This is a genomic window from Cupriavidus sp. 05L411 (assembly GCF_056398045.1).
Genome location: NZ_JBFTOQ010000061.1, coordinates 1 through 13,841 on the forward strand (window position 1 = coordinate 1; position 13,841 = coordinate 13,841).

The 13,841-nt window shown below is 54.9% G+C and carries 13 protein-coding genes and 2 pseudogenes; 13 read left to right on the forward strand and 2 right to left on the reverse strand.

Features of this window, described 5'->3' with window-relative positions; all coding sequences use genetic code 11:
- Nucleotides 1-875: 875 nt before the first annotated feature.
- Both AC1DQR_RS36465 and AC1DQR_RS36470 read right to left on the reverse strand, forming a co-directional pair.
- Nucleotides 876-1,094: a hypothetical protein gene (locus AC1DQR_RS36465; RefSeq protein WP_477134784.1), complete on the reverse strand. Its 219-nt coding sequence runs from the start codon at nt 1,092-1,094 to the stop codon at nt 876-878.
- Between the two features lie 42 nt (nt 1,095-1,136).
- The gene (locus tag AC1DQR_RS36470) at nt 1,137-1,385 is read right to left on the reverse strand and encodes a hypothetical protein (RefSeq protein WP_477134785.1); all 249 of its coding nucleotides are present in this window, start codon (nt 1,383-1,385) and stop codon (nt 1,137-1,139) included.
- An 810-nt stretch (nt 1,386-2,195) separates the two neighbouring features.
- Here AC1DQR_RS36470 and AC1DQR_RS36475 point away from each other — a divergent pair.
- The 13 genes and pseudogenes from AC1DQR_RS36475 (at nt 2,196) to AC1DQR_RS36535 (ending at nt 13,835) form a co-directional block, all read left to right on the forward strand.
- Complete coding sequence (locus AC1DQR_RS36475; protein ID WP_477134802.1) at nt 2,196-2,537, forward strand: H-NS family nucleoid-associated regulatory protein; 342 nt, start codon at nt 2,196-2,198, stop codon at nt 2,535-2,537.
- Nucleotides 2,538-2,729: 192 nt separating this feature from the next.
- On the forward strand, nt 2,730-3,608 hold the full coding sequence (locus AC1DQR_RS36480; protein ID WP_477134786.1) for a pentapeptide repeat-containing protein: 879 nt from the start codon (nt 2,730-2,732) through the stop codon (nt 3,606-3,608).
- A 256-nt stretch (nt 3,609-3,864) separates the two neighbouring features.
- Complete coding sequence (locus tag AC1DQR_RS36485) at nt 3,865-4,473, forward strand: imm11 family protein (protein ID WP_477134787.1); 609 nt, start codon at nt 3,865-3,867, stop codon at nt 4,471-4,473.
- A 47-nt stretch (nt 4,474-4,520) separates the two neighbouring features.
- The gene (locus AC1DQR_RS36490) at nt 4,521-5,171 is read left to right on the forward strand and encodes an imm11 family protein (RefSeq protein WP_477134788.1); all 651 of its coding nucleotides are present in this window, start codon (nt 4,521-4,523) and stop codon (nt 5,169-5,171) included.
- Between the two features lie 179 nt (nt 5,172-5,350).
- Nucleotides 5,351-6,001 carry an imm11 family protein gene (locus AC1DQR_RS36495; RefSeq protein ID WP_477134789.1) on the forward strand — a complete coding sequence of 217 codons (651 nt, stop codon included), beginning with the start codon at nt 5,351-5,353 and terminating at the stop codon, nt 5,999-6,001.
- Nucleotides 6,002-6,140: 139 nt separating this feature from the next.
- Nucleotides 6,141-6,785: an imm11 family protein gene (locus tag AC1DQR_RS36500; protein ID WP_477134790.1), complete on the forward strand. Its 645-nt coding sequence runs from the start codon at nt 6,141-6,143 to the stop codon at nt 6,783-6,785.
- A 329-nt stretch (nt 6,786-7,114) separates the two neighbouring features.
- Nucleotides 7,115-7,762: an imm11 family protein gene (locus tag AC1DQR_RS36505; protein ID WP_477134791.1), complete on the forward strand. Its 648-nt coding sequence runs from the start codon at nt 7,115-7,117 to the stop codon at nt 7,760-7,762.
- 433 nt (nt 7,763-8,195) lie between these two features.
- A complete protein-coding gene (locus AC1DQR_RS36510) occupies nt 8,196-8,840 on the forward strand; it encodes an imm11 family protein (RefSeq protein WP_477134792.1) in 645 nt (214 codons plus the stop codon).
- A gap of 355 nt (nt 8,841-9,195) precedes the next feature.
- A pseudogene (locus tag AC1DQR_RS36515) lies at nt 9,196-9,306 on the forward strand (IS5/IS1182 family transposase); the annotation flags it as partial.
- An 85-nt stretch (nt 9,307-9,391) separates the two neighbouring features.
- Nucleotides 9,392-10,036 carry an imm11 family protein gene (locus AC1DQR_RS36520; protein WP_477134793.1) on the forward strand — a complete coding sequence of 215 codons (645 nt, stop codon included), beginning with the start codon at nt 9,392-9,394 and terminating at the stop codon, nt 10,034-10,036.
- Between the two features lie 360 nt (nt 10,037-10,396).
- Nucleotides 10,397-11,428 carry an imm11 family protein gene (locus tag AC1DQR_RS36525; RefSeq protein WP_477134803.1) on the forward strand — a complete coding sequence of 344 codons (1,032 nt, stop codon included), beginning with the start codon at nt 10,397-10,399 and terminating at the stop codon, nt 11,426-11,428.
- Nucleotides 11,429-11,442: 14 nt separating this feature from the next.
- Nucleotides 11,443-11,640: pseudogene (locus tag AC1DQR_RS36530) on the forward strand (IS30 family transposase); the annotation flags it as partial.
- A 1,550-nt stretch (nt 11,641-13,190) separates the two neighbouring features.
- On the forward strand, nt 13,191-13,835 hold the full coding sequence (locus tag AC1DQR_RS36535; protein WP_477134794.1) for an imm11 family protein: 645 nt from the start codon (nt 13,191-13,193) through the stop codon (nt 13,833-13,835).
- Nucleotides 13,836-13,841: the final 6 nt, after the last annotated feature.

Sequence of the window (13,841 nt, forward strand, 5' to 3'; positions counted from 1 at the left end):
GGTTTGGGTTTGACAATGCTGGTCGTCCCGAAGGATCACTCCCGAAGGATCACGTGCCTCTTCTTGAGCAAGCCGCATCTCATGCAGCGCGCGAGTCTAAGGCGTACGAAGTAGGGGGAGCGAGGGATTTGGAATGGGACTAATTGCCGTCCCGGCACGGCAATTAGCAAGCGGCAGTCGCGAAATGCCACGGCCGGCGAAACCCGCACGACCCACACCGCAACGCTGAAGGGCAGAAATGGGATGGGAAGGGTGAGATGCCGGGCTCGTTGCGGCGGGCGGTCGCATTTGCGAATGGGATGACGTTCCGCGTCTGACCGGGCCGAGTGGGAAGACGGATTGGAAAGGTTGCCACCACGCTTACAGCCAGCTCAAGCGTTATTTACGGGACCAGGTTTGACCGCATCAGAGGTCAATCAAGGAGGTCCGATCCCGATCAGGGACCGAGCATCCTGGTGTTAGATCATCCAAGCTGCCGTGACAGGACATCGCAGCCGAACTAGCGCCTCGATTATCGTAAGATCGGAGGCGAGCGCTTGAGCGAGGATGGGTTGGGATGTGCGATCCGGTTCCGAAGCTCTCGGCGCGGCTTGCACGGTCTTCCCTGGCCGACGTAGGGAAGAACAGTTTTGAGCCATGGGTTCCACGTCTGGACATCAAATCGCCCGGTGAACATCTTCTGCCAGAACGCAGACTTGAGTTCCGTAATGCCCTTGCTCGCGGTGGTTTGTCCTTTCACGACCTGGCGCGCGCATGTCTCGCTCCAAGCTGGACCGCGAATAACGATGGTCCGAACTCCGCTTTAAGTAAATTGCCGACCTAAACGAAACGGCAAGCCGAGAGGGAGGGGGAGCGGAGATGCTCGCGGCGATTGCTTAGCCAGTGAGAAGGCCCGTTAGACGTTCCATTCTGGCTTCTGCTTGCGCAAACGCCTCAGCCTCGTCCAGAGTCGATCTTCCTGCGTGAAAGACCGTTTGAACAATGCCGGCGAGGGTGTGGTGTTTCACCAGCACGAACCCCTGATACTTCCCTGTGGAAAGAAGCTGCGTATAGGCCTTCAGATCGTGATACCCCACGCGTTCCTGGCGCTCCATCGTCCCCCCGTTTCGGCGAGGAGAGATCGTAACATGTGGGGCTTAGTGTTCAATGTTGCCTTCATCGGACCGCCAATCAATATTGTCGGACAGATAGTGCCTGTAGGCGTATTCAACGTCGGCATCTGCATCGGTGTGTGCATCAAGTGGATTGTCTCGGCACTTTGCGCAGGTATGCCGCTTGTCTGTGTTGGCACCTCCGGTCAAGGTCAAAAATCCCCGGTATCGCCCCGACGGCAACTCCTCCACGGAAGTGACGATAAATAGATTGTCGCGCTGGACCGTTGCCATGACTTGCTTCCTAAAACCGGGGAACGTTAAGTCTAGCATTGGCGTGCTGAATCACAAGTGAAGGTCGCTGCCTCAATGCCGGGCGCCAGGGGAGTGCGCGGCACCGCGCGAGGGTGGCGTTGCCGTGCGAGGTGCCGGACACTGAGCGACTGGTCTGGGTGCTTGACCAGGTGGTTCTGGGGACTATGCCTTCATGAAGGGCAGGGCAGCGCTTGTGGAGGTCACCGATGAGCAATACCGCACATTCCGCTGCAGCGCGAGACTAGCGCCGCTCGTCCAATCATTGACCACGGCATGGGGGCTTCTCCATTAACCAGATGAAAAAGACACGGGTTGCTCGTGCCTGAGCTGGCCCTACGCTTCGGCGAATGTGGCCGGTGCGAGGTGCGGGCTCGGATCCAGGCCGAGAGGGCTGATGCGGAAGCCACCGCGACGCGCCGCCTGGTAGGCAGCAAGCGCTGGGCGCCGGCGACGAAAATCGAGTTCAAGCCGGGGTCGGGCTGAGGGGGGAGGCCGGAGGTGTCGGATGGCTTTTATCCACAGCGCGAGGGGACAAGCCTGTGGACAAGCCGCGCGGGGGTCGAGTGCCAGCGGCGTCAGCAGATTTGATTAAAATTTAAGCAGCGAGGGTGGCCACGTCTTCCCGCCGGCACTGATTCCCACAACAGCCATCACCTAGAACAACCCTGAAGTCCAGCGCTCCCGCAAGACGGCACAACGCGGAATCCGGCGCGGCCCCAAATCTGTTCACCCACACCATGTCGATTGAAATCGAGCGCGCCCAAGCAACTATCTGGATCCATCATCCTGATGGCCCAGCACGGCCCGACCCTGGCCAACCTGCAGGCGGCAGGCTGTTTTGTCGAGATACCGCCGACCCCATCGTCTGGGCCAGTGCGCTACCGCAACGCACAGGGGCAGAGCTGGGACGGCCGCGGCGCCATGCCGGAGTGGCTGCAGCGTGCGATCCCACACGGGGCAGATGGAGGAGCATTTCCGGGTGGGGTATGTTACGCGATCAATCGGCCAAGAGGGCGCCGTGAGCCAAGGCAGACCGCAGGGCACTCGCTAGTTGCCACCTTGCCGTGCCGTCGGACCAAACGCTCCTTGCGAGGCCGTGCCACCCATAGGCCGTTTCGTCGAAGCCGTTAATGCAGACGGCAACATTGGGCCATCCGCTCGGGCCCCTCCTCGGTGGGGACACAACAAATACAATGTGACACAAGAACGTCATGAATGGCTGTGTACTATTAGGCACACAGAGAGCACTTGCTTTGCACTCGATATTCTCGTGCGCTGCGGCACTTCAGTCGAAAGTTTGATTTTTTGTTCCAAAGGGTCCCCATGAAAATCGACGTCAAAGACGACCGCGATCGGGTCATTTTCTCCCATGAAGCAGAAAACAACAGTATCCGACTGACGCTGCAGGCGGCGGCTGGCGCCTTCACCCGCTCTGAACGGATCGCCGCTGGGATCATGGATCTTCATAATGCGAACTTGGCTGATGCGGATCTTGCAGGCATAGTTCTCCGTTCCGCTGAACTGCGTTTCGCCAACATGAGCGGGGCGAAACTGAGCAGCGCATCCCTGAGCGGTGCGGATTTGTACGGCGTGAATCTCGACGGTGCGGATCTCACTGGCAGCGAATTCATCAATGCCGATCTGACCTATGCGCAACTCCGTGCGGCCAACTTCACCAACGCGAATCTCAGTGGTGCGGACTTAGAGCAGGCCGACTTTCTCTATGCCGATTTTACCGGTGCTAATCTCACGGGGGCCCATCTCGCCAACGTAGAAGAGGCCTGCGGCGCCTACTTTTCCGGTGCGACGTTGATCTGGGCAAATTTTTCGCGAACGGACATGCCCGGTGTCACGCTGAGCGGTGCGGATTGCAGGGCTGCCATTTTTACTGAGGCCAATCTGTTCGATGCGGACCTGAGCGGAGCGAATCTGTCGAAGGCCACTTTTCTTTGTGCGCGGCTGGGTGAAGCCGACATGAGCAATGCGAACCTCACGGGCGCAAACTTGCTCGAGGCCGATCTCACCCGCGCGAACTTAACGGGTGCAAATCTCACGTACGCGAATCTAGCGCGCGCGAACCTCACGGGTGCAAATCTCAAGGAGGCGAACCTTACCGGGGCAAATTTGGCCGGAGCAAACCTTGACGGTGCGACGCTTCCAGATGCTTACAGTGGGTCGCCTGCGCAAGAGGACTCGGAATGACCACCGAGCGATACAAGAAGGCTCAACGGGTAGATCATTTGAGCCGCATAGGCTACTCCATTGAGACTGGGAAGCCTCGAAAATACCTTACTTAATCACCGTCAACGTTAACGACGGCAGTGCGGTCACCAAGCAATTTGATCCAGAGATCGATGGCCGTCTGCACGCCGGACTTGCTATCGATACGTCGATTACGCCAGAAGAACGAGCCGCGATCCCCCGCATCCTGAGGGTGAGGGAGCGGCGGCGTGGTGGGGTGCCAGCGATCCTGGGCTGGAGCGTCGGACCTTTCATCATCTGCGAGCGCTTGCGCGAAATTCTGGAAGAGTTGGAACCTGGACGGCATGACTTCGTGCCGATCGAGATTCGCAGCCTGGACGCGGGACCCAATGAAAAGGTGTTCGGCACCTACTACCTGATCTTGTGCCCAGTGCGACTCAACGCTGTGATCATCGAGGAGACCACTTTTACCAAAGGATTTGGCCACGAAGGCTATGAACGCAGCGCAGATATAGATACGGACGACGATGCGCAGTGCGTGCTTGATCAGGACGTCATTGAGGGTCATCACTTCTGGCAACTGCCACGGGACTACGGCCAAACACAGAGCCACCCAGACAACTACATCACGGGTTACTTCTGCTCGGACGCGCTATGGAGGCACATCAGGGCAGAGAAGATGGACGGCTGGCCACCGAGAAGAAGTGCATTGCCAAACGCAGAGGAACATGACGGACGTACGTGTCCGAGGCCCAGCATGCCGTTTCAGCGATACTCCATCGAATCGAACTCGTCAGAAAGCGCCGTGGTTGACACTATCGGCTTTTCCGATATTACAGGACTTCTGATGTTCCGATGGTGGTAGATTCACGGTGACTTATTTTCGACACCATTTTCAATAGAAGTATGAACATGCCTTACCTGATCAACGACAACGTAAACGATGGCAGTGCGGTGACTAAAGAATTCGACCCCGAAATCGATGGTCGTCTTGAAGCGCGTCTATCTATCGGTACGTCGATCACGCCAGACGAGCGAGCCGCGATCCCCCGCGTGTTGAGGGTGAGGGAGCGGCGGCGTGGCGGGATTCCTGCGATCTTGGGCTGGAGTGGTGGCCCTTTCATCATTTGCGAGCGCTTGCGCGACATCCTGGAAGAACTGGAACCCGGACGGCATGACTTCGTGCCGATCGAGATTCGTAGCTTGGACTCGGGACCCAATGAAAAGGTGTTCGGCACCTACTACCTGATCCTGTGTCCGGTGCGACTCGACGCCGTGATCGTTGAGGAGACCACTTTCACCAAAGGATTTGGCCGAGAAGGCTATGAACGTGGCGCACAAATAGCTACGAAGGACGATGCGCAGTGCGTGCTTGATCAGAATGTCATCGAGGGTCATCACTTCTGGCAACTGCCACGGGATTACGGCCAAACACGGAGCCACCCAGACCGCTGTATCCCCAGCTACTTCTGCTCGGACGAGCTATGGAGGCACATCAGGGCAGAGAAGATGGACGGCTGGGCCACCGAGAAGAAGTGCATTGCCAAACGCAGAGGAGCATGATGGACGCACGTGTCCGAGGCCCAACGTGCCGTTTCAGCGATACTCCATCGAATCGAATTCGTCAGAACGCACTGCGGTGGGACTATCGGTTTTTCCGATCTTACAGGATTCCCGATGTTCCAATGGTGGTAGCCTTACGGTGATTAATTTCCGACACCATTTCCAATGGAAGAATGATCATGCCTTACCTAATCACCGTTAACGTTAACGACGGCAGTGCGGTCACCAAGCAATTTGATCCGGAGATCGATGGACGTCTGCAGGCGGGCCTTGCTATCGATACGTCGATCACGCCAGACGAACGGGCCGCGATCCCCCGCATCCTGAGAGTCGAGGAGTGGCGGCGTGGTGGGGTGCCAGCGATTATAGGTTGGGGAAGTGGCCCTTTTATCGTGTGCGAGCGCCTGCACGACATCCTGGAAGGACTGGAACCTGGACGGCATGACTTCGTGCCGATTGAGATTCGCAGCCTGGACGCGGGACCCAATGAAAAAGTGTTCGGCACCTACTACCTGATCCTGTGTCCGGTGCGACTCGACGCTGTGATCATCGAGGAGACGACTTTCACCAAAGGATTCGGCCGCGAAGGCTATGAACGTAGCGCACGGATTGATAGCGGCGACGATGCGCAGTGCATGCTTGATCAGGATGTCATTGAGGGTCATCACTTCTGGCAACTGCCACGGGAATACGGCCAAACACAAAGCCACCCAGACCGCTGTATCACGGGCTACTTCTGCTCGGACGAGCTATGGAGGCACATCAGGGCCGAGAAGATGGACGGATGGGCCGCCAAGAAGAAGTGCATTGCCAAATGCAGAAGAGCATGACGGACGTACGTGTCCGACGCCGGGCATGCCGTTTCAGCGATACTCCATCGAATCGAACTCGTCAGAAATCACCGTGGGGGACACCACCGGCCTTTCACGGTGACTTATTTTCGACACCATTTTCAATGGAAGTATGAACATGCCTTACCTAATCACCGTTAACGTTAACGATGGCAGTGCGGTCACCAAGCAATTTGATCCGGAGATCGATGGGCGTCTGGAGGCGCGCCTTTCGATCGGGACATTGATCACGCCAGAAGAGCGGGCCGCGATTCCCCGCGTGTTGAGGGTGAGGGAGCGGCGGCGTGGCGGGGTTCCTGCGATCTTGGGCTGGAGTGGTGGCTCTTTCATCATTTGCGAACGCTTGCGCGACATCCTGGAAGAACTGGAACCCGGACGGCATGACTTCGTGCCGATCGAGATTCGTAGCTTGGACTCGGGACCCAATGAAAAGGTGCTCGGCACCTACTACCTGATCCTGTGTCCGGTGCGACTCGACGCCGTGATTATCGAGGAGACGACTTTCACCAAAGGATTCGGCCACGAAGGCTATGAGCGTAGCGCACGGATTGATGGCGACGACGATGCGCAGTGCGTGCTTGATCAGGATGTCATTGAGGGTTATCACTTCTGGCAACTGCCACGGGAGTACGGCCAAACACAAAGCCACCCAAACCGCTGTATCCCCAGCTACTTCTGCTCGGACGCGCTATGGAGGCACATCAGGGCTGAGAAGATGGACGGCTGGGCCGCCAAGAAGAAGTGCATTGCCAAACGCAGATGAAGATGACGGACGTCTATGTTCCGGAAAGGCTCAGGCGTTCTGCTTCGGAACCAACCAATAGTGAAGTGAAGTGATCGGAAAGCATCATGGCTGACCCTATCGACTTTACGGATTTCAAAGAGTTGCCCCAGATTACTGTCAAGTCTCTCGACGGCTCGACGGCAGTAGCCATGCGGTGGACTAACCCTAGCCAGGCTCGGTGATCGAGATTATTTATTCCGTTGGCGGGTTGAGAGTATATTTATAATTCCACTTGTGTGATTTATTTGATTCAGTGGAATATAAATCACTGATTTGGTTTAGGATAAACAAAGATAAGTGGGGTAACTATGCCATATCTAGTTGGACTTAGTGTTTCAGATGGGAGCGCTGTTCGTAAGCAGTTTGATCCAGAGATTGCCCGTGAGTTGCACGCGAAGATAACTCTCCTGACGTCAATATCGACAGAAGATCGGGCGGCTATTCCTCGAGTATTGAGAGTTTCGGAACGTAGACGCGGCGGAATACCCGACGTTATTGGGTGGAATATCGGACCGTTTATTATTTGCGAGCGTTTGCGCGATATTCTTGAAGAGTTGGAGCCGGGTCGACATGACTTTCTGCCTATCGAAATTCGCAGCGAAGATCGTGGGGTCGATGAAAAAATATTTGGTACGTACTACCTGATTTTGTGTCCTATTCGGCTCGATGCGGTGATTATCGATGAGACTTCATTTGATAAGGGGGTTGGGCGGGAGGGTTATGTGCTGAGCGGAGGTGGAATTTCAACACTAAAGGAAGGCGTCTGTGCATTGAATAAAATGGTTATAGAGGGTCACCATTTTTGGCAATTGCCATCTGATTTCGGGAGTACGTCGAATTATCCGAATCACTCAGAAACAGGTTACTTTTGTTCAGATGAACTATGGTCTAGGTTCAAATCCGAGAAGATGGATGGGTGGACGATAGAGAAAAAGTGTGTCGTAAGAAATATATAAGATATTAAGACAATCTTACCCCGTCGTCCTGGATGGTAGCGGCGACGATGTGCGGTGCCTGCTTGATCAGGATGTCATTGAGGGTTATCACTTCTGGCAACTGTCACGGGAATACGGCCAAACACTGAGCCACCCAGACCGCTGTATCCCCACTTACTTCTGCTCTGACGAGTTATGGCGACGCGTCAGGGCCGAGAAGATGGACGGATGGGCCGGCGACAAGAAGTGCATTGCCAAACGCAGAGGAACATGGCGGACGTACGTGTCCGAGGCCCAGCATGCCGTTTCAGCGATACTCCATCGAATCGAACTCGTCAGGAAGCGCCGTGGTTGACACTATCGGCCTTTCCGATCTTACGGGATTCCCGATGTTCCAATGGTGCCAGCCTCACGGGAACTAATTTCTGACACCATCTCCAATGGAAGAATGAACATGCCTTACCTGATCACCGTTAACGTTAACGACGGCAGTGCGGTCACCAAGCAATTTGATCCGGAGATCGATGGGCGTCTGGAGGCACGCCTTTCGATCGGGACATTGATCACGCCAGAAGAGCGGGCCGTGATTCCCCGCATCCTGAGGGTCGAGGAGCGGCGCCGTGGCGGGGTGCCGGCGATTATTGGTTGGGGAAATGGCCCTTTTATCGTGTGCGAGCGCCTGCGCGGCATTCTGGAAGGACTGGAACCCGGACGGCATGACTTCGTGCCGATCGAGATTCGCAGCCTGGACGCGGGACCCAATGAAAAGGTGTTCGGCACCTACTACCTGATCTTGTGCCCAGTACGACTCGACGCTGTGATCATCGAGGAGACCACTTTTACCAAAGGATTTGGCCGCGAAGGCTATGAACGCAGCGCAGATATAGATACGGACGACGATGCGCAGTGCGTGCTTGATCAGGATGTCATTGAGGGTCATCACTTCTGGCAACTGCCACGGGACTACGGCCAAACACAAAGCCACCCAGACCGCTGTATCCCCAGCTACTTCTGCTCGGACGAGCTATGGAGGCACATCAGGGCTGAGAAGATGGACGGATGGGCCGGCGACAAGAAGTGCATTTCCAAGCATCGATGAACGTACGTACCGGACGTACGTGTCTACGGGCTGGCGTGCCATAGCGTATCGAATCGCATAGTTCTGGGTGGCGTGGGGAACTGGATACGGTCGCCATTTTTTCGCGATCTGAGATGAATTTTCTGTGACTTTCTGCTCGATGAATGGCGCGAATCCGTCTAGCCGGATGGGGGATCCAACCTTCGGATCGGGATCCGATCGCAAGACCCGCTTAAGGAAAGAGTCACAGATTCTCGAAGTACAGCTGACACAAGCTGGCTATTTGATCGTCTGAATGAACTGGTCTTCATACACGAAGGGAGATTGCGGTCATCCAGCGTGAGGGGCGTTGTTGCATAAATCCGGCTGTGCTAATCGCCTCTGGGCGCGTGGCATCGGCTCGCAAGCAACAGAAGTGGCGATCCGCGTAGGCGTGCTTAACCGCATGGCGGCTCTTGCACGCCCGAAGTCCGTCCGCATCGTCTGAATTTCGGATCACAGGAGCCTCTGTGTTTTTAAGTCCGATTTATGCAACAACGCTGTCAACGCAAGGATGAGGAAAAGGAGACGGTATGTCATACCTAGTAATGGTCAGCAGCGGAGCAAGCGCTGTGGGGAGGGAATTCGATCCGCCAATTTCTATCCGGTTAAAGACCAAAATCGACCGCGGACTGGAGCTAACAGACGAAGAGCAAGCGGGCGTTCCCCGAGTGCTGAGAGTGGCGCAACGCAAGGGTGGTGGGATACCCGCGATTCTCGGTTGGCTTGCCGGCCCTTTCATTGTTTGTGAGTCTCTCAAAGACAAACTGGAATCGCTCGAGCCGGGTAGGCACCGCTTTTTGCCGCTCGAGATATGGGGGCTGGAGAACTCGCACCGGGACCAATGCTATGGGATTTATTACTGGATTGTGTCGCCTCCGCGGCTTGATGCGGTGATTGTCGAGGAGACGACATTTGCCAAGGGATATGGCCGCACTGGCTACGAACTAAGCGGCGGTCAAATCTCTAGCGCTGCTGATGGTGTCTGCGTGTTAGACGGAAATATAGTGGCCGGTCACCATTTTTGGCAATTGCCTAGCGATTTTGGGGCAACGAAACAGTATCCGGAGCACTCTAGCAATGAGTTCTTCTGTTCTGACGCGTTACGGGACTTTGTCGCGTCAGAGCGCATGGGCGGCTGGAATTTCGCGAAGAAATGCATCAAAAAGAAAGAGTAATCGGTTTGATCGACTGACTTCCTTGTTGACCTAATGTGTCGACCTAAGAATTGTGAATATAATTAACAGAAGTATAGAGCATTTTGAAAATGTGACAATCGGGGTCAGTGGGTATGTATACTCGTTGTGTGATAAATTGCAGGGTGAGACGGTAAAAATAAAATGCCGGGCGGGAAACTGAACATTTCTGGAGGCGACGGCAAGTAGGAGAAGGAGAGGAAATACTAAAGGCTAGACACTGATCTCAACCTTGAAATAAAACATTGGCGTGTTTGGGTAAATGAAGAGACGCTGAAATAGAGGTTTTCGGCCGATGAGGCATCGCCTTTCTTTGGCCCTTTATTCTACGAATCACCCAGGATCGAGTTTGACAAGAAAGCACGACCCAGCGCCCTCCGCGACGCCTATACCATCACTTTTGGTATCTGGTTGGTTTCAGACAGGCCGAGAGATTTGCTCATTCAATTGGATCCGACTGCGTTCGCATTTGCGCGGGCGGAGGTGGACAACAGCAACTTCGATGGGGCTGGGCCCGGATTCTGGTTTTGCGGCGCTGTGCGCAGGCTTGATTGCATTGACGAAGAACGGTCGCAAGTTACCCACTACGAAGACGTTTCATTCAAGGTATACAAGATTCTTATTGATGTGAAAGTGAGGCGCGACACAGTTGGGGAAGCGCGTGTATTCAGACTCACACACGCTTCATTGATACAGATTGCCGATGACGTGGTGGTAGACGCACTCCGGAGCGAAAAATCGAAGGATTTTCGTTCCAGAGCTTGCAACCGTAGCAATTTCCGATCGAACGTTGGGGGATGCAATAATGGCGAATGCCGTAATGGAACGGCACATGCACTGCAGCAGAATGTCGGACAAGAAAGTTCCGTGCTCAGACTGCTGCTCAATGCGAAACGGTTTGATATCGACGCTCCGGAGAACTCGCTGTTTCTTCCAAGTGACGAGTCCATCGCCAAGGCTATGGGTTCCGTTCGCCACGCGGGGAACCATGCGCCAGTCGATACAGCGCAGCCAGCAGTCCTGGATGACGTGTCCTGTGATCATTGTCAATCTATTGTTCTGTGGGATCGCGCTCAAACTCTAGCCGGCGCCTCGGCCCATAGGCGCAGACTGGTCCCACCAGACACAATCCATGAAGTTTGCGGCGCTCGAATGGCCATTATCGCTGAAGGCAGGCGTTCGCAATGCGTTGCCAGATGGCACCTATTGGCCACCGACGGGCGTCTGAGTGAAACTGCGACCGTCTCAGGCCGGCCGACAGCGGTCGTGCCCTGTCCTGGCGCCGAACCCGGACCCTGGAGCAGCCGCGCCCCCATCGGGCCGCACGGCAATCCAGCTAATTCCGGGTTTCTAGTCCAGCAAAAGCGCACGTAGTCCAGCTAGTCCCGGTGTCCCACGAAACCATCTACAACGCCATCTACGCCTATCCGCGCGGCGAGCTGCGTCGGCAGCTCATCGTCTGTCTGCACCAGAGCCACGCCAAGCGCCTGCCGCGCCCACTTGGCACCGACCGACGCGGCCAGATTCCCGATATGGTCAACATCCATGTGCCCCCGCTCGAGGTCAACGACCGCCTCATGCCCGGAAGGGTGAGGCATTTTTTTCGCGCGAGCTATTGTCAAGAGGGCGGTGCGACACGTGTCGCCGGCAGCCGCACGTGATGCGGCATGCAGTAGGCCGTAAAGCTCTTCGTTGTCCTGTCACGCTCCGCATTTGCTGGCCGGCTTAATCGCTGCATTGCCGCCCTCTAATGGTCCAGCCGGCCCGCGAGGCTGGCCTTGCTGTGCGCCAGCTCGAAACCATCCCACAGCTGATGGGCATCGCACACCAAGCGGTAGTCTGCATCAAGGGCCCGAGGCAAATAGCAGCGCGCGAAGGTCCAATCGCTGCCATCCGGGTAGGCCGTTTCATCGAAGACGTTCAGGCAGACGGCAACATCCGGCCATTCCGTCGGCCCCCTCCTCGGTGGGGACATACCAAATACAATATGACACAAGAATGTCATGAATTGGTGTGTACTATTCGGCACGCGGAGAGCGTTCGCTTTGCACTCGATATCTTCACGCGCGTCAGCACCCTCGCCCCAATTGTCGCAACGAAAATGGAAACTGGTCTGCGAAGGAACGCCAACTGATGAAACGTATTGAGGGAATATTCCGGGCGACAGCTGGTGTCTACTCATCGCAGTTGTCTGGAGAGAGCATCATTGGCCTACCTACAGTTCTAACCAGATTCTTGGGATGGCCATCCGGACGGCCTCCTCCTCGGTGGGGACTTACCAAACACAATGTGACACAAGAATACCATGACTTAATGTGCTGTATTAGGCACAATAAAGCCGTTCGATTTGACGATATCTGCCCTGCGGATGGGACTCAAGCATGGCTCGTCTTATAGGCAAGGTCCTATCTAGTAACGGTCAACAGCGGGGCAAGCTCTGTTGACACGAAACTCGTTCCTCTTATGCCTAAACGCGGATCAATCGGGGTCGGAATTTGAAAGATGGCGAACAAACTTGCGGGTGTCACAACGTAAGCGCGGTGGGATTCCCCCCATTCTGGGCGGGATTCATCGTCTACTAGGAACTCAAGAAAAGACCGGAGGCACTCAAACCCAGTAGACACGGTTTTCCGCAGTTCGAAATTTTGGCTTAGAGCAAGCTCGACTGGACAACTGCGATGGAACTTGCTAATGAAGTCGTCTGCCTTCATCACCTATATGTGGTGATTATCGAAGACGCGACTTTCTCCAAGGAGGCAGGGGATTTTATCACGCAGGCTATGAACTGAGTATCGGGCGAATCGCGAGTGCCACGGATGACGCGTGCATTCGCTGTGGCTGGCGGCTGGCTAGCGAGCTTGGGGCTGTGGAATAACACCATGGACACGGCCAGATCGAAATATGACGATTTTATCAAGTCAGGCAAGATGAGGTATAGATAATGTATCTGCAAAAAATTACATTATATTATTTAATTGACTTATATTAATGACGCGCAATAATAAAGACTGCATTAACGATTTATGCAGCGAAAGATTGTTATGATTTAGAAAGCACTCAAAAAATCATGTGGTGGTGGATTTTATTAATGGCTGAATGTTTTTGTCAATGATGAAGGCAACAAAAGGAAATGACCATGGCATATATATTAGCAGTCGATAGTGGGGAAAGCGCTGTAAGTCAGGACTTCGATCCGCCCGTCGGTATCAGGCTAAAGGCCAAGATTACCTTGGGGCTTCCACTGACTGAGGAAGAGCAGGCGGCTGTTCCCAAAGTGCTTAGGGTGTCACAACGCAGGCGTGGCGGGATTCCAGCGATTCTCGGCTGGATTACCGGTCCATTTATCGTCTGCGAGCTACTCAAGGAGAAACTGGAGTCACTCGAGCCGGGCATCCATAGTTTCATGCCAATAGAGATTTTTTCCGCAGGGCAGCATGAGCAGGAAAAGAGCTATGGAATTTACTACTGGATTCTCTCTCCGCCCAGGCTTAATGCGGTAATCATTGAAGAGACGACCTTTACAAAAGGAGTTGGTCGTGCGGGGTATGAACTGAGCGGGGGGAGGATTTCGAGCTCCGCCGCTGACATCTGCGTTGTGGATGGCGATGTCATTGCGGGCCATCATCTTTGGCAATTACCTAGCGACTTTGGTGCAACGAAAGCACATCCTGATAATGCCTGGGTGGCGTACTTCTGCTCTGACGAATTGCGTGATTTCATCAAGTCAAATCATCTGGATGGCTGGGATTTTATAAAGAAATGCGTGGAAAAGAAAGACTGATCCGCT

Bases quoted from the DNA above. Each gene is read 5' to 3' on its own strand.
- AC1DQR_RS36475 (WP_477134802.1), top strand. From the start codon at position 2,196: ATGGCCCAGCACGGCCCGACCCTGGCCAACCTGCAGGCGGCAGGCTGT.
- AC1DQR_RS36495 (WP_477134789.1), top strand. From the start codon at position 5,351: ATGCCTTACCTAATCACCGTTAACGTTAACGACGGCAGTGCGGTCACC.
- AC1DQR_RS36520 (WP_477134793.1), top strand. From the start codon at position 9,392: ATGTCATACCTAGTAATGGTCAGCAGCGGAGCAAGCGCTGTGGGGAGG.
- AC1DQR_RS36505 (WP_477134791.1), top strand. From the start codon at position 7,115: ATGCCATATCTAGTTGGACTTAGTGTTTCAGATGGGAGCGCTGTTCGT.
- AC1DQR_RS36480 (WP_477134786.1), top strand. From the start codon at position 2,730: ATGAAAATCGACGTCAAAGACGACCGCGATCGGGTCATTTTCTCCCAT.
- AC1DQR_RS36510 (WP_477134792.1), top strand. From the start codon at position 8,196: ATGCCTTACCTGATCACCGTTAACGTTAACGACGGCAGTGCGGTCACC.
- AC1DQR_RS36490 (WP_477134788.1), top strand. From the start codon at position 4,521: ATGCCTTACCTGATCAACGACAACGTAAACGATGGCAGTGCGGTGACT.
- AC1DQR_RS36500 (WP_477134790.1), top strand. From the start codon at position 6,141: ATGCCTTACCTAATCACCGTTAACGTTAACGATGGCAGTGCGGTCACC.
- AC1DQR_RS36470 (WP_477134785.1), bottom strand. From the start codon at position 1,385: ATGGCAACGGTCCAGCGCGACAATCTATTTATCGTCACTTCCGTGGAG.
- AC1DQR_RS36535 (WP_477134794.1), top strand. From the start codon at position 13,191: ATGGCATATATATTAGCAGTCGATAGTGGGGAAAGCGCTGTAAGTCAG.
- AC1DQR_RS36465 (WP_477134784.1), bottom strand. From the start codon at position 1,094: ATGGAGCGCCAGGAACGCGTGGGGTATCACGATCTGAAGGCCTATACG.